18 protein-coding genes are annotated in these 20,612 nt (G+C 50.6%); 17 read left to right on the plus strand and 1 reads right to left on the minus strand.

Annotated elements, in window-relative coordinates; all coding sequences use genetic code 11:
* Positions 1–70: 70 nt before the first annotated feature.
* Complete coding sequence (locus tag IEX98_RS05100) at positions 71–2,185, plus strand: DUF5054 domain-containing protein (protein ID WP_188887804.1); 2,115 nt, start codon at positions 71–73, stop codon at positions 2,183–2,185.
* An 84-nt stretch (positions 2,186–2,269) separates the two neighbouring features.
* Here the strand turns inward: IEX98_RS05100 and IEX98_RS05105 are convergent, their stop codons facing one another.
* On the minus strand, positions 2,270–2,938 hold the full coding sequence (locus tag IEX98_RS05105) for a hypothetical protein (protein ID WP_188887805.1): 669 nt from the start codon (positions 2,936–2,938) through the stop codon (positions 2,270–2,272).
* Between the two features lie 154 nt (positions 2,939–3,092).
* Here IEX98_RS05105 and iolD point away from each other — a divergent pair, with 154 nt between their 5' ends.
* The 16 genes from iolD (at position 3,093) to IEX98_RS05185 (ending at position 20,590) form a co-directional block, all read left to right on the plus strand.
* A complete protein-coding gene (gene iolD, locus IEX98_RS05110) occupies positions 3,093–4,958 on the plus strand; it encodes a 3D-(3,5/4)-trihydroxycyclohexane-1,2-dione acylhydrolase (decyclizing) (RefSeq protein ID WP_188887806.1) in 1,866 nt (621 codons plus the stop codon).
* Positions 4,959–4,976: 18 nt separating this feature from the next.
* Complete coding sequence (iolE, locus tag IEX98_RS05115; RefSeq protein ID WP_188887807.1) at positions 4,977–5,888, plus strand: myo-inosose-2 dehydratase; 912 nt, start codon at positions 4,977–4,979, stop codon at positions 5,886–5,888.
* Between the two features lies 1 nt (position 5,889).
* Positions 5,890–6,900, plus strand: coding sequence for a 5-dehydro-2-deoxygluconokinase (gene iolC / locus IEX98_RS05120; RefSeq protein WP_188887808.1), 1,011 nt, complete (start codon positions 5,890–5,892; stop codon positions 6,898–6,900).
* A gap of 60 nt (positions 6,901–6,960) precedes the next feature.
* Entirely contained in the window at positions 6,961–8,406 is a 1,446-nt protein-coding gene (locus IEX98_RS05125) for a CoA-acylating methylmalonate-semialdehyde dehydrogenase (RefSeq protein WP_188887809.1), read from the plus strand.
* A 30-nt stretch (positions 8,407–8,436) separates the two neighbouring features.
* Positions 8,437–9,309: a class II fructose-1,6-bisphosphate aldolase gene (gene fba, locus IEX98_RS05130; RefSeq protein ID WP_188887810.1), complete on the plus strand. Its 873-nt coding sequence runs from the start codon at positions 8,437–8,439 to the stop codon at positions 9,307–9,309.
* A 2-nt stretch (positions 9,310–9,311) separates the two neighbouring features.
* Positions 9,312–10,325 (plus strand): inositol 2-dehydrogenase, encoded by a 1,014-nt coding sequence (gene iolG / locus IEX98_RS05135; protein ID WP_188887811.1) that lies wholly within the window; start codon positions 9,312–9,314, stop codon positions 10,323–10,325.
* 22 nt (positions 10,326–10,347) lie between these two features.
* Positions 10,348–11,163: a 5-deoxy-glucuronate isomerase gene (gene iolB / locus IEX98_RS05140; RefSeq protein WP_188887812.1), complete on the plus strand. Its 816-nt coding sequence runs from the start codon at positions 10,348–10,350 to the stop codon at positions 11,161–11,163.
* Between the two features lie 109 nt (positions 11,164–11,272).
* Positions 11,273–12,283, plus strand: a complete 1,011-nt coding sequence (locus IEX98_RS05145; RefSeq protein ID WP_188887813.1) for a LacI family DNA-binding transcriptional regulator — start codon at positions 11,273–11,275, stop codon at positions 12,281–12,283.
* Positions 12,284–12,307: 24 nt separating this feature from the next.
* Positions 12,308–12,835 (plus strand): HAD family hydrolase, encoded by a 528-nt coding sequence (locus IEX98_RS05150; protein WP_188887814.1) that lies wholly within the window; start codon positions 12,308–12,310, stop codon positions 12,833–12,835.
* A gap of 132 nt (positions 12,836–12,967) precedes the next feature.
* Complete coding sequence (locus IEX98_RS05155) at positions 12,968–14,491, plus strand: spore germination protein (RefSeq protein ID WP_229691967.1); 1,524 nt, start codon at positions 12,968–12,970, stop codon at positions 14,489–14,491.
* 39 nt (positions 14,492–14,530) lie between these two features.
* Positions 14,531–15,727, plus strand: a complete 1,197-nt coding sequence (locus IEX98_RS05160; RefSeq protein WP_188887815.1) for a Ger(x)C family spore germination protein — start codon at positions 14,531–14,533, stop codon at positions 15,725–15,727.
* Between the two features lie 8 nt (positions 15,728–15,735).
* Complete coding sequence (locus IEX98_RS05165) at positions 15,736–16,830, plus strand: GerAB/ArcD/ProY family transporter (RefSeq protein WP_188887816.1); 1,095 nt, start codon at positions 15,736–15,738, stop codon at positions 16,828–16,830.
* Entirely contained in the window at positions 16,827–17,030 is a 204-nt protein-coding gene (locus IEX98_RS05170; protein ID WP_188887817.1) for a hypothetical protein, read from the plus strand. The genes IEX98_RS05165 and IEX98_RS05170 overlap by 4 nt, the downstream gene beginning before the upstream one ends.
* A gap of 114 nt (positions 17,031–17,144) precedes the next feature.
* A complete protein-coding gene (locus tag IEX98_RS05175; RefSeq protein WP_188887818.1) occupies positions 17,145–17,840 on the plus strand; it encodes a DUF7002 family protein in 696 nt (231 codons plus the stop codon).
* 315 nt (positions 17,841–18,155) lie between these two features.
* Positions 18,156–19,925 carry a glycosyl hydrolase family 8 gene (locus tag IEX98_RS05180; RefSeq protein ID WP_188887819.1) on the plus strand — a complete coding sequence of 590 codons (1,770 nt, stop codon included), beginning with the start codon at positions 18,156–18,158 and terminating at the stop codon, positions 19,923–19,925.
* Between the two features lie 179 nt (positions 19,926–20,104).
* Positions 20,105–20,590, plus strand: coding sequence for an NUDIX domain-containing protein (locus tag IEX98_RS05185; RefSeq protein WP_188887820.1), 486 nt, complete (start codon positions 20,105–20,107; stop codon positions 20,588–20,590).
* The last annotated feature ends 22 nt before the right edge of the window (positions 20,591–20,612 follow it).

The raw sequence follows: 20,612 nt of genomic DNA on the forward strand, positions 1-20,612 counted from the left end.
AAACCGGTTTAATACGGTTTGTAAGTCGCTAGACAAAGACATCAGGATAGTTGGAGGTAGACGAGAGAGCATGACAACGACTAAAAAAGTACATGTTATTTTCAAAACACATCTGGATATCGGCTTTACGCATCTGGCTGAGCACGTAACAAAGCAGTACATGGAAGAATATATTCCGAAAGCAATTGAGCTGTCCGAGAAGCTGGAAGCGGAAGGCGCAAGCGAACGCTTCGTGTGGACGACAGGATCATGGCTGATTCATCACTATCTGGAAGTATCCTCGCCCGAGGACAGAGCACGGATGGAGAACGCGATCAACAAAGGACACATCGCTTGGCACGGCTTGCCTTTCACGACGCATTCGGAGCTGATGGACCCTGAGCTTCTGCAATTTGGCCTTTCGCTGAGCCATGAGCTGGACGAGCGTTTCGGCAAAAAAACGATTGCTGCGAAAATGACCGACGTGCCAGGGCATACGCTTGGTATGGTGCCGTATATGCAGCAAGCGGGCTTGCGCTATATGCACCTCGGCGTCAATCCGGCTTCGACACGTCCTGACGTGCCGCGGTTGTTCCGCTGGCAAGCGGATGACGGTTCAGAAATTATTATCAACTATGCGGGAACCTATGGTGAAGCGGTTGAAGTGGACGGCTTGAACGATGTACTCGTCTTCGCTCATACAGGCGACAACTGCGGACCTCCTAGCACAGATGAAATTCGGGAGCAATTCGATCAATACCGCAAGCGGTATCCGGGAGCGGAAGTGGTCGCATCGACGATGGATGCATTCGCAGAGCGTCTGCTGGAAGTGAGCGGCAGCCTGCCGGTCGTCCGCGAAGAGCTGGGCGATACGTGGATTCACGGCGCAGGTACAGATCCGCTCAAGCTGGCTCGTTACCGTGAGCTGCTTCGCTTGCGCAAGCAATGGCTGGCGGAAGGCCGGATCAAGGAATCCGACAAAGCCTACAAAGAGATGAGCAAAGCGCTGCTGCTGGTTGCTGAGCATACTTGGGGCTTGGACGTGAAGAAATGGCTGCCTGACTTCCGGAACTATTCCAAAAAGGACTTCAATGCAGCCCGCGAAAAAGATATTATCGACGTCAACGATCTGCCTGCTAAGTTTGCTTATATCGGCGCATTTGCGATGGATGAATTCGATAAGCATTCCAGCGATCTCTTCGCTGCTGAGCAAAGCATCCGCTCTTATTCGATGATCGAGAAATCATGGGCGGAGCAGCGTCAATATATTGATCAGGCTGTTTCGTACCTGGATAAAGATTTGCAGGAAGAGGCGAAACGCGCGCTTGATGGTCTGACACCGGCCAAAACGGATGTAACAGGCTTCGAGTCCCGCAATACTCGCACAACGTATCGCAGCGGCGGCTATGAGCTCGCTTTCGGCGAAAACGGGGCATTGATTCGTCTTGTCGACGGCAACGGTAAAGTTTGGGTTGACGAAGCGCATCCGTTTGGCGCTTATGTGTACGAAAACTTCGGCACAGACGACTACAACCGTTATTTCCGGACTTATATGCAAAATCTGCCGGTGACGCATCCATGGGCAGACGCTGACTTCAGCAAGCCGGGCTTTGAATTTGTACGGCCGCTTCCTAGCAACAAGAAGTACCACTCGCAAGTGACTGACTTGAAATGGACTGGCGGAGAGTCCGTTGAACGCTATGTATTGCGTTTGCGCATGCCGGAAGAGTCCTATGAGCTATATGGCGCGCCGAAAGAATTGGAGCTTGAGTATGCGTTCAGCAACACAGGCGAGATTGATGTTACGCTGCAATGGTTCGATAAAGACGCGAACCGTCTGCCTGAGGCGAGCTGGTTCGGTACATCGCTGAAGCTGGATAATCCAAACCTGTGGACGATGGATAAGCTTGGCTCTGCGATTTCGCCATTGCGGGTCGTAAGAGACGGCAACCGCAACCTGCATGCCGTGAACAACGGCGTTTCCTACGAGGGTACAGATGGTTCGGCGCTTATTTCGCCGATTGATTCCGCTCTTGTTGCTCCTGGTCACAAAAGAATGCTTCAATTCGACAATTCCTTCGTATCCTTGGATACAGGATGGGATTTCAACCTGCACAACAATAAGTGGGGAACGAACTTCCCGATGTGGTATGGCGATGACGCTAAATTCCGCTTCGAGCTCCGCTTGAAATCCAATCTTAAATAATAAAATTAATTTGAATAAACTGGCATACCAAAAAGCAACCGCCTTGGGATTCGATCCCGAGGCGGTTGCTTTTTTTGGGGCATATTAAAGCTCGGCAAGCAATGCTTTCATCCGAACCGGAATTTCCTTGGTCAGCTCCGTCCATGTGACGAAAGCGTCCGAAGACCATGTATGCGGAATATAGTCGAACGAAGGCTGGAAGCTGAATTCGCGCAAATGCTTTTCGGAGCGCTCATCGATGTCGTCGCCGAATTTGAATTGTCCGCTGAACATATCAGGTTCCAATGTGCCGTCAACGCCGGCATCCGCTTGGCAGCAGCTTTCCACGTTAGGAAGCAAACGGAAAAAGTCCGCAATCGGAATCATCGCATGCTTGCCAGGTTGAACGAACAGCTTGACCTGGCCTTGCTCCGTTAAATTGCTGCGGTCCGGCAGCAGGCTGAGGAAGTACCGGCCATGGAAGCTGGCTTCGGCGGATACGACTTGACCTTCATGGTCAAGGTATACCCATACATGCTCCAGATCGTAAATGTGCTGGATGTCGTAGTCATAATAGATCGCATATTCAATGACGGTGCCTATGCGGGATGTATCAAACTCGATATTGCGATCGAATGAGGGAGATGGGCCTGGGGCATCGAATACAGTAACGCCTACGCGTATCGGCAGGAACGGCTCCAGACGATCCAGGTACAAAATCGGTGAAACTCGAAGCACAGTATCCCAATGCAATTGAGGATCGGAAATAGCCATGTAAGAAAATTCCTCCTTAATTTGTGATTGATTTGCGTAACGCTTATGTGTAAAATAAGGATTAAGCGCTTTACCTATTATTATAATATAAAGTGTGTGCGTTTTGGAAGCGTTTATTAAATAAGCGCTTAACTCAGTAGTCGAGGAGGATACTATGAGCACAATCCGGTTAACAATGGCACAAGCCTTATTGAAATTTCTCGATCAACAGTACATTTCCATTGACGGTGTGGAAACGAAATTCGTAGCCGGTGTGATGGGTATTTTCGGTCACGGCAACGTTACGGGAATTGGTGAAGCATTGGAACGGAGCCCGGGCAACCTGGCATTCGTACAAGGCAAAAACGAACAAGGAATGGCGCACGCGGCGACGGCTTATGCCAAACAATTGAACCGCACAAGCATCTATGCTTGTACGACTTCAATCGGTCCAGGCGCTTTGAATATGGTTACCGCAGCTGGAACAGCGACGGTTAACCGCATCCCGCTGCTTTTGCTTCCGGGAGACAACTTTGCATCCCGTCAGCCCGATCCGGTGCTGCAGCAGGTCGAAGCGGGACATGATTATACCATTTCGGCAACGGACTGCTTCAAACCTGTCAGCAAATATTGGGATCGCATCGTGCGTCCTGAGCAACTGATGACTGCAGCTCTTCAAGCAATGCGCGTATTGACGGATCCGGCTGATACCGGAACGGTAACGCTGGCGCTGCCGCAGGATGTTCAAGCAGAAGCTTATGACTATCCGGCATCGTTCTTCGACAAGCGTGTACATGTCGTAGATCGTCAACAGCCATCTCCGGATGCTGTGAAACGTGCGGTTGAACTCGTTGCAACGAAACGCAAACCGCTGATCGTAGCAGGCGGAGGCGTGCAATATTCCTTCGCAGCAGAAGCGCTCGCGGCATTCGCTGAGAAATTCGGCATTCCAGTCGCTGAGACGCAAGCGGGCAAAGGCTCATTGCCTTGGGATCACCCGTTGAATGTCGGCGGTGTGGGCGTAACTGGCTCATTAGCAGCGAACAAGCTGGCTAAAGAAGCCGACCTGATCATTGGTGTTGGAACGCGTTACTCCGACTTCACGACATCATCCAAGTCGGCCTTCCCTCATCAGGATGTCCAATTTCTCAATATCAACGTCAACCGCTCCGATGCGGTTAAGCTGGAAGGCACCGCACTTGCAAGCGATGCGAAAGTAGCACTTACTTTGCTTGCTGAAGCGCTTGAAGAAGCGGGCTATGCTTCCGGTTATAAAGACGGCGAAATCGCAGCTTTCAATGCAGAATGGAATGCTGAGATTGACCGCCTGTACTCGCTGGAGCGGGAAGACGGCTTTGTGCAAACGCAAGCTCTTGGTGTCATTAACGAAACAATTGATAAAGATGCGGTAATCGTCTGCGCAGCAGGCAGCTTGCCGGGCGATCTTCAGCGGTTGTGGCGGGTTGGCTCGCCGGGCGGCTACCATATGGAGTACGGTTTCTCCTGCATGGGCTATGAAGTAAGCGGCGCGTTTGGCGCAGCCATTGCTGAGCCTAATCGTGAAGTTTACTCCGTAGTAGGTGACGGCAGCTATCTGATGCTCCACTCCGAACTGGTAACGAGCTTGCAGGAAGGCAAAAAGCTGACGGTGTTGCTGTTTGACAACCATGGCTACCAGTGCATTCATAACCTGCAGCGCGGAAACGGAAGCGACGGCTTCGGCAATGAATTCCGCTACCGTGAGCAGCCGACAGGCGGTTATACAGGTGCACCATTGCCAATCGACTTTGCAGGCCATGCACGCAGCTTGGGTCTGGCAGCTTACAAAGCGACTAACGCGGAAGAGCTTCGCGAAGCGCTGAAGCAGGCGAAAGCAGAGACGCGCACAACGCTGATCGAAATTCCGGTTCTGGCCGGCACGAACACAAACGGCTACGAATCCTGGTGGAACGTTGGCGTTCCGGCTGTATCCGAAAGCGAAAAAGTCGTTGCTGCACATCACGAAATGAACAAAAAGCTGGCACAGGCGAAGGCCTACTAGAATTAGGAGGAATTAGAAATGGCGTTGTTTCCTTTTCATTTAGGCGTTCATCCGATCAACTGGGTCGGCGAAGACGTGAAGGAGCATGGCGATAACACGACGTTCGAACAAATCGTGGACGATATTCAGGCGCTTGGCCTGAAAGGTACGGAGATGGGCAGAAAGTTCCCGACTGACATTGAAGTTCTGAAGCAAGAACTGGCGAAGCGCGATATTCAGCTCGTCTCCCAATGGAAATCGGTATTGTTCTCCGATCCGGCTTACCGTGAATCTGAGCTCGCAGCTTTCCGCAAGCATGCACAGTTTCTGCAGCAAATGGGCAGCAAAGTAATCAGCACTTGCGAAGTTGGAGGCTCCTTGCACTTCGACCCGCGCCGTACACCTAACGAGACCGAGATCATTCCTCTGGATGAAGCGGGCTGGGCGAGTCTGGTTGAAGGACTGAATGCAGCTGGTAAAATCGCGCTGGAGTACGGTCTCAAGCTGACGTATCACCACCATGGCGGTACAGCAATAGAAACGCCAGAGGAAATTGATAAGCTGATGGCTTTGACAGATCCGAATGCGGTGTTCCTGTTGTTTGACTCCGGTCACGCGCTCTATGGCGGAGCGGAGCCAGTAGAAGTGCTGCGCAAGCATTATGACCGTGTCGCTTACATCCACTTGAAGGATGTGCGTACGGATCTGCTTAAGCAAGCGAAAGAGTCCGGCGTTGATTTCGTGACTTGCATCCGTAATGGCGTGTTTACCGTTCCGGGCACGGGCAATATCGATTTCCGTCCGATCGTAAATGAGCTGCTGGATCGGAAATATGACGGCTGGGCGCTTCTTGAAGGCGAACAAGACCCGGGCAAGGCTCCGGCTCGCGAATACGCGGCCAAAGCAATCGAGTACCTTAGCTCCTTAATTAGTGAGAAGGAGAGTGAATAAATTGTCTACCATTTCTTTCCCAACTGGCAGAAAGTTTGATTTCACGGCTATCGGCCGTCTTTGTATCGATCTCAATGCCAACGAGATCAACCGTCCAATGGAGCAAACGATGACGTTCACGAAATATGTAGGCGGTTCGCCTGCAAATATCGCGATCGGCATGAGCCGTCTGGGCAATAAAACGGCGTTCATCGGCAAAATTGCAGATGACCAAATGGGCAGATTCATCCAGAGCTACCTTGAAAATGAAGGCATTGACACCAGCAACGTCGTGACCGACAAAACGGGTGCTGTTACAGGCCTTGCTTTTACTGAAATTAAAAGCCCGTCGGAATGCAGCATTCTCATGTACCGCGACAATGTTGCCGACCTGCTGCTTCATCCATTGGAAGTAAATGAAGCGCTGATCGCAGACAGCAAAGCGCTGCTTATCTCCGGTACAGCTCTCGCTTCCAGCCCTTCTCGTGAAGCGGTGCTTCTGTCGCTGGATTATGCGCGCAAGCATGGCACGACTGTCATTTTTGACATCGACTACCGTCCTTATACTTGGGTTTCTCCTGAAGAAACAGCCGTATACTACAACTTGGCAGCCGAGAAAAGCGACATCATTATCGGAACGCGCGAAGAGTTCGACAGCATGGAGCGCTTCGAGAACAACGTTGAGCACAGCGACCGTTACACGGCTACAAAATGGTTCGACTATTCCGCGAAAATCGTCATCATCAAGCATGGCAAAGGCGGCTCAATCGCCTATACGCCGGACGGCTCCGAGCACCGGGCGAAATCTTACCCTGCTAAAGTCGTGAAAACGTTTGGTGCAGGCGACTCCTACGCTGCTGGCTTCATCTACGGCATTATGTCGGGTCTGACGCTCGAGAAAAGTATGGAATTCGGAAGCGCTGCTGCTTGTATCGTAATCTCCAGCCACAGCTGTTCGGATGCTATGCCGACTGTAGAGCAAGTTAAAGATTACATCGAACGTTGCAATCGCGGGGAAATTACAGCTAACTAAACTGTCTTTCATTTAATCGCTTTGCAAATTTTTCAACTCCAAGAAACGAGGGAATTACACATGACGACTACACTTAAAAACTGGATTGGCGGACAATGGGTCGAGGCTACTGGCGACAAGTTCGACAACGTTTATAACCCTGCAACTGAAGAAGTATTGGCACTAGTTCCGCTTTCCTCTGAAGCAGACGTAAACGCAGCTGTTGAAGCAGCAGGCAAAGCATTCGAAAGCTGGGGCAAAACGGCGGTTCCGAAACGCGCACGCGTTTTGTTCAAATACCAACAGCTTCTCGTAGATCACTGGGATGAGCTTGCTCGCCTGATCACAACAGAAAACGGCAAAAGCTATGCCGAAGCTTACGGCGAAGTACTTCGCGGCATCGAGTGCGTAGAGTTCGCTGCTGGCGCGCCAACGCTCATGATGGGCAAACAGCTTCCTGATATCGCAACAAACCTGGAGTCGGGCATGTACCGCTACCCTATCGGCGTTGTAGGCGGCATCTCGCCATTCAACTTCCCGATGATGGTTCCTTGCTGGATGTTCCCGCTTGCGATCGCTTGCGGCAACACATTCGTACTGAAGCCATCCGAGCGCACGCCGCTGCTGGCTAACCGTCTTGCTGAGCTGTTCCACGAAGCTGGCCTGCCAGCTGGCGTACTGAACATCGTTCATGGTGCACATGACGTTGTTAACGGCATTCTGAAACACCCGAATGTGAAAGCTATTTCCTTCGTCGGTTCGCAGCCGGTTGCGGAATATGTATACACAACTGGTACTTCGTACGGCAAACGCGTTCAAGCTCTTGCTGGCGCTAAAAACCACTCCATCGTTATGCCGGATGCGGATCTTAACCTGACTGTTAAAGAAATCGTCAGCGCAGCATTTGGCTCCGCAGGCGAGCGCTGCATGGCTTGTGCGGTCGTTATCGCTGTTGGGGATGTGGGCGACGAGCTCGTGCGCAGACTGTCTGAAGCTGCAGACAACATTACAATCGGCAACGGTCTGGAAGAGGGAACGTTCCTCGGCCCAGTTATCCGTGGACCGCATAAAGAAAGAACGATCGGCTACATCGAATCCGGCGAAACAGAAGGCGGAGTACTCGTACGCGACGGCCGTAAAGACGAAGCGACTGCTTCTGCAGGCTATTTCGTAGGACCAACAATTTTCGACCAAGTCAGCTGCGAGATGAAAATTTGGAAAGACGAAATCTTCGCTCCAGTTCTGTCCGTAATGCGTGCAACAACGCTGGAAGAAGCAATTGAGATCGCTAACCGTTCGGAATTTGCTAACGGCGCTTGCTTGTTCACTAGCAGCGGCGGCAGCATGCGTCAATTCCGCGAGACAATCGATGCAGGCATGCTGGGTATCAACCTTGGCGTACCGGCTCCAATGGCGTTCTTCCCATTCTCGGGCTGGAAAAAATCGTTCTACGGCGACCTTCATGCCAACGGCAACGACGGTGTAGAGTTCTATACTCGCAAAAAAATGGTAACGGCTCGCTGGTAGTCGCATCCTAAGCTTGGAGGCTGATCCGAAATGACTTTAGTATCGATGACTGACATGCTTCGCACGGCCAATAAGGGCGGCTATGCCGTCGGACAATTCAATTTGAACAATCTTGAATTTACGCAGGCAATCCTGACTGCTGCTCAAGAGGAAGCTTCACCGGTTATCCTCGGCGTCAGTGAGGCTTACATTCCTTATATGGGCGGACTGCCTTACATTTATGGCATGGTTAACACTTTGATCGACCATTACGGCATTACAGTGCCAGTCGCTTTGCATCTGGATCACGGCTCCTCTTACGAGGTATGTATCAAGGCGCTTAAAGCAGGCTTTACTTCGGTCATGATCGATGCTTCTCATCATTCCTTGGAGACGAACATTCAGACGACGCTGCGTGTAACGGAGGCTGCCCATGTGCTGGGCGCTTCTGTGGAAGCAGAGCTCGGCCGAATCGGCGGACGCGAGGATGATCTGGAAGTGCTCGAGGCAGAGGCTTCCTATGCGGAAACAGCGGATTGCGTACGGATGGTGAAGGAGACGGGCATCGATTGCCTGGCTCCTGCACTAGGCTCCGTACACGGCCCGTACCGGGGACAGCCGAAGCTGGGACTGGACCGGATGAAGGAAATTCATTCGGTTACAGGTTTACCGCTTGTTCTTCACGGAGGAAGCGGCATTCCTGAAGCGGAAATCCGCCAGGCTATCGCTTCAGGCACGGCGAAGATCAACGTGAATACCGACAACCAAAGCGCCTTTACACAGGCGATCCGGGAGTTTTTGAACAACAATCCGGAAACGTATGATCCAAGACATTATTTGAATCCGGCGCGCGAAGCGATCAAGGCTGCCGTGCGTGATAAAATGCGGCTGTTTGGCAGCACGGGACAAGAGAAGGGCGGATAAGTATGAAGAAGATTAGAATCGGCATTATTGGCGCCGGCAGAATCGGCAAAATCCATGCCGACAACTTGAGAAGACACCCGCAAGCAGAAATCGTAGCAATCAGCGATCTGTTTGCAAGCCCTGAATTGCAAGCATGGGCGGATGAAAGAGCCATTGCTATCGTAACGAAGGACAGCAATGAGCTGTTGAATAACCCGGATATTGATGCTGTGTTCATCTGTTCTTCTACAGATACGCATGTTCCGCTTATCAAGCAAGCTGCGCAGCAAGGCAAGCATATTTTCTGCGAGAAGCCGGTTAGCATGGACATTCGTCAAACAGAGGAAGCGCTGGAAGAGGTTCGCAAAGCAGGCGTTCAACTGCAAGTTGGCTTCAACCGCCGTTTCGACCATAACTTCAAAGCAATCCGTGAGCATGTAAAAGCAGGTTCAATCGGCGAGACGCATCTGATTAAAATTACGTCCCGCGACCCTGAGCCACCGCCAGAAGCTTACATTAAAGTATCGGGCGGCATCTTCATGGACATGATGATCCACGACTTCGATATGGCTCGTTTCCTCTCGGGCTCTGAAGTTGAAGAAGTATACGCGCAAGGCAGCGTCCTTGTTAATCCGGTATTTGGAGATCATGGCGACGTGGATACGGCGATTGTTACGCTTCGTTTCGCGAACGGCGCGCTTGGCGTTATCGATTGCAGCCGCAAAGCCGTTTACGGTTATGACCAGCGTGCTGAAGTATTCGGATCGAAAGGTTCTGTAGCTTCAACCAACGACCAAGCGAACACAGCTGTACTTAGCACAGAACAAGGCGTTATTAGCGAGAAGCCGCTTCATTTCTTCCTTGAGCGTTACAACAATGCTTATATTGAAGAAACAGAGCAATTCATCAACGTGCTGCTGCAAGGCGGAGAAGTTTCCGTCAGCGGCGAAGACGCTTGCCAAGCGGAACGTATCGCACTGGCTGCAAAAATTTCCCTTCGCGACAACCGCAGCGTGAAGCTGTCGGAGCTTAAGTAATTGAAAGAGAGGATGTAATCGAATGAGCAAATTGATCGTAAGCCCGCAGCAGCAAGCAGCGGGGACGGATCCGGTACTTTCGATTACTCCGGAATCGGCAGGCTGGGAGTATGTCGGTTTCGAAGTATACCAGTTGAATCCGGGAGATAAGCTGAGCCGTGAAACAGGCGGCAATGAGGTTTGCCTCGTCCTGCTGGGCGGTCTGGCGAATGTGACGACGGCGAAAGAGTCTTGGAGCAATATTGGCCAAAGAATGAGCGTCTTTGAACAGACGCCTCCATACTCCGTCTACGTTCCGAACGATGATCGTTATGAGCTGGAGGCTTTAACCAAAGTAGAGCTGGCAGTATGCGAAGCACCAGGTAAAGGCAATCATGCTGCGCGCCTGATCGCACCTAGCGACGTCGGCGTTGAAGTTCGCGGCACAGGAACAACGCAGCGCTTCATTCACAACATTTTGCCGGAGCAAGAGCCTGCCGACAGCCTGCTGGTCGTAGAAGTGTTCACGCCAGAAGGACATTGGTCGAGCTATCCGCCGCACAAGCATGACCGTGATGCGCTTCCAGAGGAGTCGTTCCTTGAAGAAACGTACTACTTCCATGTGCAGCCGGAGCAAGGCTTCGCGATGCAGCGCGTCTATACCGACGACCGCTCCCTGGATGAGAACTTGGCCGTGAAGGACGGCGAAGCGGTGCTTGTACCGAAAGGCTACCATCCCGTTTCCGCGCCTCCGGGCTACCAGGTCTACTATCTCAACGTGATGGCCGGTCCGCACCGGGTCTGGAAGTTTAACAACGATCCGGATCACGCTTGGATCGCAACGAGACAACAGCCGTAATCTCCGTAACGATTTACAAATCGTTTGCAAATCGAGCGGATAAATCGGATAATATCCGGGTAAGGGGGCGTTTGCCTGTCCTTAACATCCGACGATAATGAGGTTGGGCATGAAAGCGACCACGATATATGATGTTGCCAAGGAGGCGGGCGTCTCCATCGCGACCGTCTCCAATGCGATAAACGGCAAGGGAAAAGTAAGCAAGAAAAAGCGTGATGAAATATTCAAGGTGATGGAGCGTCTGCAGTATCAGCCGAGTGTGATCGCCTCGGCTCTGATGGGCAAAAAGACGTATACGATCGGGCTGCTAATTCCCGACGTATCCAACCCCTTTTTCTCCGAGATTGCCCGTACGGTAGAGGATTTGGCGCATTCCGAAGGGTATAGCGTCATCGTCTGCAGCACGGACAACAAAGATGACCGGGTAGAGAAATACATCCGGCTGCTGGAGCAAAAAAGTGTGGATGGCATTCTAATCGGTACCGGCGTGGAAAATGCGGATATTTTGACGCAGCTGGCAGAGAAATCGCTGCCGATCGTCATGATCGCAAGGGAAGCTGTCGCGATGCCGGTTCACAGCGTACTAACGGACGACTTCAAGGGCGGGGCGCTTGCTGCCGAGCATTTGCTGGGCGGCGGCCATCGCCAAATTGCGGTACTGTCTGAGAATTTTAAGGTCACGAGCAGCTATGAGCGGGTCAGAGGCTTCCGATTCGCTTTGTTCGAGGCAGGCATTGCCGTCGATGATGAGAGCATTATTTCATGCGATTCCAGCATCAAAGACGGAAAACGGGCGGCAGCGGTGCTAATCCGCGGGGAAAACCGTCCGTCGGCGATATTTTGCTGCAACGATCTGCTAGCGATCGGGGCATTGCAAGCCGCCAAAGAAGCAGGAGTACGGGTACCGGAGCAGCTGTCGATTATCGGCTTTGACGATACGATTCTGTCTACCGTGACGAATCCGGCGCTTACAACCGTTGCCCAGCCGATGGACCAGATGGTCAAGCTGGCTTTCGACTTGCTGATTCGCAGCGCAGAGAATACAGATGAAATTAAGCAACGGATTGTCATGCAGCCGGAATTGATCGTTAGAGAATCGACAAGCACGCCGGCAAATTAATTTGGGGGAAGGGTGTTTGGCACAATGGAAAAAAGATTGATCGTATTTTTTGATAGCGGAGACACAATTGTCGATGAATCAACAGAAGTAAGGGACGAAGAGGGAATCGTAATCAGCGCAGATCTGATTCCCGGCGCGGACGTTATGCTCAAAACGTTGATTGAGAAAGGATATACGCTGGCGCTGGTTGCCGACGGCGACGCGCAATCGTTCAAGAACGTATTTAAGCAGCACGAACTTTACGATTATTTTACGGCCATGATCTATTCCGAAACTATAAAGGCATCCAAACCGAGTCCTCGAATGTTCAAAGCTGCCGTAGGCGCTTTGGATCTGTCCGAGGCTGATTACCCGCGAATCGTGATGATCGGCAACAATTTGAGCCGTGATATGAAAGGCGCGAATGCGCTGGGCATCACAAGTATCTTCCAAAGCTGGACGCCTCGCTACCCGCATACACCTGCTGACGAATCAGAGCGTCCTACTTATACCGTTAAGGAGCCGCTTGAGCTGATCGAGCTTCTCGATCGCTTGAATGCCGAGCTTGCTTAAATGAAGGACTTCTGCCCTTATACTTAGAACTTAATCCGACTTACGATAAGCCCCTCAGGCTACCTGAGGGGCTTTTTTGCTATGGCTGCAACTGGAGGCAAAAGGGTATGAGGGAAGGGGGGGATGGAAATAATGGAATCAACTTCATTGAGAGAGGGTCGACGATGGATGAATGGCTCCAAGAGCAGAGGCGGCAGTGCACAATTCAATAGATACGACCCGGAATCGATCATCAAAAGCATTCAGGAGGCACTCGGCAATCCTCCGGATCTGAACCGCCATCCATTCGCGCTGTCGCCTGACAGGCAAGGGCATTGTTTATTTATCAACACACTAGTAGACAAAGGTAAAATCGAAGATACGATTTTGCGTTTTTTTTCGGAAAGAATTGCGACAGCGGAAGCTGCCAATTGGACGATAGACGAATTGCACGTTCAGATTCCAGTCTCGAATTCTTCGAAGATTTCCGATCTTGATTCCTGTGTACTAGCGCTGCTGGAAGGGAATTGCTTGCTGCTGCTGAAAGGTGCGGACGAGATTCTGCAGCTGGATGTGTCCATGCAGTCGCAGCGGCCGATTCCGAAGCCGGAGACGGAGATGACTGTACGCGGACCGCAGGAAGCATTCAACGAGGATATGGCGACCAGTCTGAGCTTAATCCGCAAACGAATCCGGACGGCGGATTTGCGGTTTGAGCAATTTACGATTGGCTCCAAGACGGAATCGCGTGTCGTTATTCTCTATATGGGGGAACTGGCGCCAACGGAAGTCGTTGACGAATTTCGAAGGCGGTTGAAGGCGATTGATACGGACAGTATTCTGGATGTTTCCTATGTCGAGGACTTTATTTCCGACCGGACCTTTATTCCAATGCCGATGATGCAGAAGTCGGAACGTCCAGACGTTACCGTCTCCCATCTGTTAGAGGGAAGGGTTGCTGTCATGGTGGACGGCAGTCCGCTTGCCTTAATTGGCCCCATTACCTTTTTTCAGTTTTTTTCCTCACCGGAAGATTATTTCCAGCGTGCGGATATCGCAACGTTCATGCTGTGGATTCGCTTCATTTCTTTCCTGCTGGCGATCTTCGTCCCTGCGCTCTACATCGCCGTTACGATCTTTCAGCAAGGCCTGCTGCCTCCTTCGCTGTTAATTAGCATCTCCGCACAAAGGGAAGGCGTACCGTTTCCTTCCTATATCGAAGCCTTCTTAATGGCGGGAAGCTTCGAGATCTTGCGAGAAGCCGGTCTGCGGATGCCAAGAATCGCTGGACAGGCCATTTCTATTGTAGGGGCGCTTGTTCTGGGAGAGGCGGCGGTACAAGCCGGCTTGGTCTCGGCAGCGATGGTAATCGTCGTTGCGGTTACCGCCATTGCGAGCTTCGTAGCGCCTTACTATAACTTTGGCCTATCGCAGCGTTTTCTCCAATATGCCTTTATGCTGCTTGCCTCCTTTATGGGCCTGTTCGGCATATTATGCGGGGCGCTATTTACAGTCATCCATTTCGCTTCGCTGAAGTCATTCAGCGTTCCCTTTCTCGCGCCAATCGCACCTACTTATCTTTCGGACTGGAAGGATGTTCTTGCGCGCCGGAGCCGGTCGAAAATAAAAACCTATCCCGTTATGAACCGAACGAAGCGCAAAAGAAGAATTCCGTAGACATGCGACCCAGACACTAGACCCGGAGAGGTGAGCAGCATGAACGTCAAACGCCGGATATGGAAGCATAAGCTCGTCGTCAGTATAACGGCGCTGCTCTGTTTAACGGGCTGTTGGGACATGATCGAAGTGAACCAGCTGGCTATCGTCAATTTCGTCGGTATGGATCTGAATCCGGAGCAGGGCGGGAGCACGTTCTATTATCAGATCATTAATCCAACGGGCATTGCGGCGCAAAAAACGTCCGGTATCAATGCCCCGGTCTACACTTACAGCATTCGAACGTTTGATTCAACGGAAAATCCGTCAAAGTTAACTGACGGTATTTCAAAAAAGCCGTTTTTCGATCATTATAATGCAATGGTAGTGACGGAGCGTGCAGCTCGGAAAGGGCTAATAGACCAGCTCAATTTCTTGGAAAAACAGAATAATCGGCAATCGACGATTCCGATGATTATAACGGATTCACCGCTCGCGGCTATTATGCGGACCTATACCTCGCTGGAAAGACTGCCTGGACGCAACGCCCGCTTGATTATCAATAACGGCACCTATCAGACGGGTGAAGCCAGTCCGCGCTCTCAGGTCAAGCATGTGGTCGAGAATCTGGAGAGCACCGTACTAACCGTTTTACCTATTATCTCGCTGTCCGGTGAGGATGTGGCCAGCACCGATACGAAAAAGTATGAAACGATCGACGCGAATAAAGGCAGCTTTATATTGAAGGGAGGGGCATTAATCAAGCAGGGCAAGATGATTGGGAGGCTGAAATCATCAGAAATGCCTTACTACAATTTGCTGAATGGGCAGATTCATATGTTCCATCAGTCTGTTCCGTTGAACGAAGGGCATGTCGATTTGCGTTCGGAGGATTTTACGATTCGTAAAAAACTGGTGATGGAAAATGGCAAGCCGGTATTGCGCATTCAATTGAAAGCCGAAGTCCATATGGAGAACAATACGCAGAATGCAAAGCTGGATGAGGCGAATTTGAAGGAAATTGAATCGCAGCTCGACAAGGCGCTGCAGGATAAGTGTGCGCGACTGTTCGAGAAAACCAAAAAAAACGACTGGGATATAACCGGACTGGAAGCGATGATTAAGCAGAAGCGGGGGCAGCAATGGGCGGCAGCAAAGCGCAACCCCGAGAGCTGGAAAGAGACTCAACTGGTGTTGACCACACAGTTCATTATCCAAACGTTCGGCAATACATTGGATCCGTATAAAACAAGGTGAGTGGTACATTGAAGGAGCACATAAGCGGATGGCAGTTTTTCCTGATTACCGTTAACTATTCTCTCGGAACGGCTTTTTTTATCCGGCCCGCAAGCATTATCGCTACTACTAAGCAAGACGGATGGATGATTCCGCTGCTGGCAGGCGCTTTTACACTTGCAGCTGTATGGATATGGATGGGAATGTCGAAGGTATATCCGAATCTGAGTATCGTACAGCTGGCTGTCGAAGTGGCAGGCAGGCCGGTTGGCGGGCTTATTGCTCTGCTCTATATTTGGTACTTTATTCAGACCTCAAGCTGGGTAACACGTAATTTGGGCGATTTCATGAAGACGATTCTAATGCCAAATACGCCGATTACCGTATTTCACATTATGTTCTTAGGTATTGCCTGTTACGCGGCCATAAAGGGCATCGAGACCATCGCCAGAACGAGCGAAATACTAACTCCTCTCGTCATTTTTGTTATGGTGACCATTTATTTATGCGCCATGAAGGAGTGGGATTGGAGCAAGCTAGAGCCGATGTTTCAGACGAGTTTTGCCAAGCTCGTGAAGGATTCCGGGCCGGTGATCGGCTTTCCCTATCTGGAGACGGTATCGATCATGATGCTTGCTCCACATGTCAAAAGCCGGTTGAGAACTTCGCTGCTCCTTGGCATGACACTAGCAACGCTGCTGCTGTCCGGTATCGTTCTGGTGACAGTGGGTGTCCTAGGTGCTCCTCGCAGCGGGCATTTGCTATATCCTTTGTATACGATTGTGAAGGAGCTTCAAATTGCCGAGTTTATCGAGAACCTGGAGTCTACAATCGTCATCGGCTGGACCGTCTGGATCTTTCTAAAGCTTTGTATCGCTTATTACTGCGCTGTAATCGGTATTTGCCAGCTGTTTAAGCTTAAGAACAGAGCAGGGGCGGCGATTCCGCTTATTTTCTTGATTGCTGGCATCGCCATTACATTGAATGACAATGTCATTGGCAACATCGTTTGGGATAAACGTTACATTTTCCAATATTCATGCTTCTATGGGATGGTACTCCCGCTGCTGCTATGGATGCTAGGGAAGTTCAAGAAACGGAGAAGGAAGGGGCCGGCCGCATGATCAGATATATGTTGCTGATTTCGGGAGGGCTTCTGATTGGTCTTGTCTATATGATTGGGAGCCGCAAACCGATGAAGGAGATTGCCGTTTATTTGGTGTTGTCGCTGCTTGCCTTAGCCAGCTGGTTTGATATTTTTGCCGGCCATTTATTCAACCCTAACCGCTGGATTGGCTGGGCAATTACATGGATGGGACTGTAATCGGCAGTCCCTGCTGCCGGTGCGAAGAAACAGCCGAAATCAGGAGATTCTCCTTTTTTCGGCTGTTTCTTTGCGGTTATACTTATGAGAAAATGTAATTTGAGGGGGATGAAAATGGACATTATTCAGGCTATAACGAGGACGGAAAATCGGAAATGGCTCTATCATTTCACGCGAGCGTCGAACTTGAAGGCAATTGCGGCGCTGGACAGACTGCTGCCAAGCGGTGTAATCCGGCCCGAATTTAGCGGCGAGCGGCGGACGGAACAAATGCAGAGCGCATACGAGGGCCTTATTATGACGTTAAACGCTCATCTTCGAATTCCGGATAAAATGATGGCTGCCTCCACCACTCAACAGCAATTCAGAGCACACTTGGATAGCCATGTGTTTTTCTGGCCGACCTTAAGAGATTGCAGAAAGATGCTGGAGATGTATACGAGAAGAGAACCGGAAGAAAGCTTTGCTGTGCTGGCATTCGATGCGCAGTCTTTGCTGCGGGCAAACGCCGGGTCTGTTTTTTTGACCAAATATGATTCAGGCAGCTCTCCAAGATTTCCAGACCGCTGTGGATATAGGAAAAGCTTGGACATGTTTTTGCCGGTGGAGCAGTTAGGTACTGTTAATCGGTATGATGTTCCGGCAAAGGTATCAGATATTAAGGAAGTGCTTGTAGCGGATGGGGTGGACTCGATCTCATTGCATTTGACAGCGTTGTATGCCGACAATTCTACAGAGGATATTCCGGAACGTTGGCGGGGGATGCAGCGGCCTCTTTCCATGCTTGAGACGCCAGGGAACCTTGTGTGAATTGCAAGGTAAATACATGAGGTGTCCTCTGTTATAGGAGGGGAATCGGCAGTGATGAATGTTATTAAAGTTTAAGCGCTTTAATATTTTGTTGACAATTCATTTACTTGAACACTACAATACAGGTGTAATGAAGCCAGCATCAGGCATAGACTGGACTAATTGGGATAGCGAATAGTTTCCGTTCAGGAGAGGAGGGACGCAGCCGCTATTGCATTTGACTTTGTCATGCCCTAAAGTTAAAGCGCTTAAATTAATGCTTTCATCCTCCTGAGAGGCTTCTGTTACCTATTCCATGAAAGGCAGTGATGAAAGATGAATACCGGTAGTAAGCCTTTTCCAAAACTTACCTCATTTCTAATTGTCGCTCTTATTCTTGTGTTTGTTCAAAGTCCAAGCGGACATGCAGCTGGCGCAGCTGCTGCCGAAGCATCCTTAAGGCCGTTTCCGCAGCATATGACTTATGCAGCAGGCTCCATTAAACCAAGCCATGTAACGCAGAAGCAGATGGATGCCGAGGTTGGCTTGCTTTATGATCAGTTCAAGAAAAAGTACATAAAGGCCAATCCTTATGATGCCAGCCAATATTACGTCTGGTACAATGACGGCGGCTGGAACGATGATGCGATTACCGTATCTGAAGCGCATGGCTATGGAATGATGATTACGGCGATTATGGCTGGACATGATCGCGATGCGAAAAAGCTGTTTGACGGCATGTACCGGTACTTCCGCGCACATCCAAGCAGTCTGCATGCCGATCTGATGGCCTGGCAGCAAGCGGACCGGGATGGCGCAATCATTGATGTCAACGGAACGGATTCCGCAATCGACGGCGATATGGACATCGCTTATTCGCTATTGCTTGCCGATAAGCAGTGGGGCAGCAAGGGCACAATTAATTACCGTGCCGAAGCTGTCAAAGTGATTAATGCCATTATGGAAGGCGAAGTTCATCCCGAGCATTTTCATCTGCTGCTGGGCGATTGGGTGCTCGGCTCTGACAGCGATCCAAGCTTCAAGCCTGCTACCCGGCCTTCCGATTTTATGCTGCAGCATTTGAAGGAATTCCACAAAGCGACTGGCGACGACCGGTGGCTGAAAGTCATCTCCACTACGTATGGCATTATTAATGAACTGCACAAAAATTACAGTCTGGAAACGGGTCTGCTTCCGGATTTCGTCTACCGTGATTCTGCAGACGGCAAATATAAGCCGGTCTCCGAGTTCGAGTGGAAGACCGAAAGCGGCCACTTCCTGGAATCGGAATTTGACGGTGCTTACAACTATAATTCCTGCCGCACGCCATGGAGAATTACGTCCGATTATTTACTGACAGGCGATAAAAGCGCCTATAATCAGCTTGCTGCCTTGAATGCATTCGTTCAAAGCAAGCACGATGAACCGAGCGCAATCTGGTCGGGTTATTCGCTTGACGGCAAGACGAAACTGAGCGAATGGGACGGCAATCTGGAGTTTACAGCTCCGCTCATGGTTGGTGCAATGATCGACAAAAGCAGTCAGCAATGGCTGAACGACCTGTGGGATTATCATACGGAAGAAGCCAATTCAACAGCATTGGAATATCGCTATTACTACGGCAACTCCATTCGCTTGTTGAGCATGATCGTCGCTTCCGGCAACTGGTGGTCGCCTACGGGCATTGCTGCAACCGACATTTCAGGCCATCCTGCCGAAGCTGCGATTCAGCAGGCACTGGCAGCCGGGATCGTTAACGGCTATCCGAACGGTACATTTAAGCCCGAGGAAGCGGTCACGCGTGCTGAGTTTACGGTAATGCTGGCGAAGACACTTAAGCTGGACGGGGAAGGCGCAGCTCTTGCCTTTACCGATGCCGCTTCTATCGCACCATGGGCATACCGTTCAGTTGCTCAAGTCGTGCAAGCAGGATGGACGGAAGGCGTATTTACAGGCGAGTTCCTTCCAGGTCAGAAGCTGACGAAAGGCGAAGCGGCTGCCATCATCGCCTTGGCGACGAAGACTGCGGCTGTGGAATCCACTAATGCAGATGCCGTCGTGACGCGGGCAGATGCGGTTTCACTGCTTCTAAGTTTGAAAAAGTAGCAGTTCGCTAAGATTAATAGCAAATGTAAGAGAGGGGGTGTCTATCAGCCATCAAACAGCTGGTAGGGCACTCCTTTTTTAGTTAGCAATCATGAATCAGATTGACAATAATGCTTATAATGCGATAAATAGTATAATACTGTCATTTCATCAAATAAACTTCGGGATGTGAGCATGGAATGGAAAAAATACGGCTTCGTGCTTGTGCGTTAGTTATTGAGCATGATGCGATTCTGCTAGTAGAATTCAAGAATGATAACGATGATGGCGTGCACTATAATCTGCCGGCTGGCGGCCTGGAGTTTGGGGAAACTCTCGTTGAAGCGGCTATACGCGAAGCGAAAGAAGAGGCATGTGTAGACATCGAAGTGGGCCCCGTCGCGTTTGTATATGAGTACCAGCCTATGAAAAACAACAACCTGTACGGGGAGAAGCATGAGGTTAGCGTCACCTTTTCTTGTCGATTGAAAGCAGGGTCTACACCACAACTGCCTGCCAATCCGGATCCCAGCCAAATTGGAGTAAAGTGGATTCCTCTTTCCGAATTGTCTCTCATTCAACTCTATCCAGAGATTAATCAAGATATTATCGATTACTATAATGGCTCTTCCTATCGGAACTATGTAGAAGAATATGATATTCAACTTGGCAAGCTAATCCACTGACAGGCGGGACATGATAGACCCA

This window comes from Paenibacillus radicis (ex Gao et al. 2016) (assembly GCF_014641555.1).
GTDB lineage: Bacteria > Bacillota > Bacilli > Paenibacillales > Paenibacillaceae > Pristimantibacillus > Pristimantibacillus radicis.

Coding starts and splice junctions, on each gene's coding strand:
- IEX98_RS05100 (WP_188887804.1), top strand. CDS start 71: ATGACAACGACTAAAAAAGTACATGTTATTTTCAAAACACATCTGGAT.
- IEX98_RS05105 (WP_188887805.1), bottom strand. CDS start 2,938: ATGGCTATTTCCGATCCTCAATTGCATTGGGATACTGTGCTTCGAGTT.
- iolD (WP_188887806.1), top strand. CDS start 3,093: ATGAGCACAATCCGGTTAACAATGGCACAAGCCTTATTGAAATTTCTC.
- iolE (WP_188887807.1), top strand. CDS start 4,977: ATGGCGTTGTTTCCTTTTCATTTAGGCGTTCATCCGATCAACTGGGTC.
- IEX98_RS05125 (WP_188887809.1), top strand. CDS start 6,961: ATGACGACTACACTTAAAAACTGGATTGGCGGACAATGGGTCGAGGCT.
- fba (WP_188887810.1), top strand. CDS start 8,437: ATGACTTTAGTATCGATGACTGACATGCTTCGCACGGCCAATAAGGGC.
- iolG (WP_188887811.1), top strand. CDS start 9,312: ATGAAGAAGATTAGAATCGGCATTATTGGCGCCGGCAGAATCGGCAAA.
- iolB (WP_188887812.1), top strand. CDS start 10,348: ATGAGCAAATTGATCGTAAGCCCGCAGCAGCAAGCAGCGGGGACGGAT.
- IEX98_RS05145 (WP_188887813.1), top strand. CDS start 11,273: ATGAAAGCGACCACGATATATGATGTTGCCAAGGAGGCGGGCGTCTCC.
- IEX98_RS05150 (WP_188887814.1), top strand. CDS start 12,308: ATGGAAAAAAGATTGATCGTATTTTTTGATAGCGGAGACACAATTGTC.
- IEX98_RS05155 (WP_229691967.1), top strand. CDS start 12,968: ATGGAATCAACTTCATTGAGAGAGGGTCGACGATGGATGAATGGCTCC.
- IEX98_RS05160 (WP_188887815.1), top strand. CDS start 14,531: ATGAACGTCAAACGCCGGATATGGAAGCATAAGCTCGTCGTCAGTATA.
- IEX98_RS05170 (WP_188887817.1), top strand. CDS start 16,827: ATGATCAGATATATGTTGCTGATTTCGGGAGGGCTTCTGATTGGTCTT.
- IEX98_RS05175 (WP_188887818.1), top strand. CDS start 17,145: ATGGACATTATTCAGGCTATAACGAGGACGGAAAATCGGAAATGGCTC.
- IEX98_RS05180 (WP_188887819.1), top strand. CDS start 18,156: ATGAATACCGGTAGTAAGCCTTTTCCAAAACTTACCTCATTTCTAATT.
- IEX98_RS05185 (WP_188887820.1), top strand. CDS start 20,105: ATGGAAAAAATACGGCTTCGTGCTTGTGCGTTAGTTATTGAGCATGAT.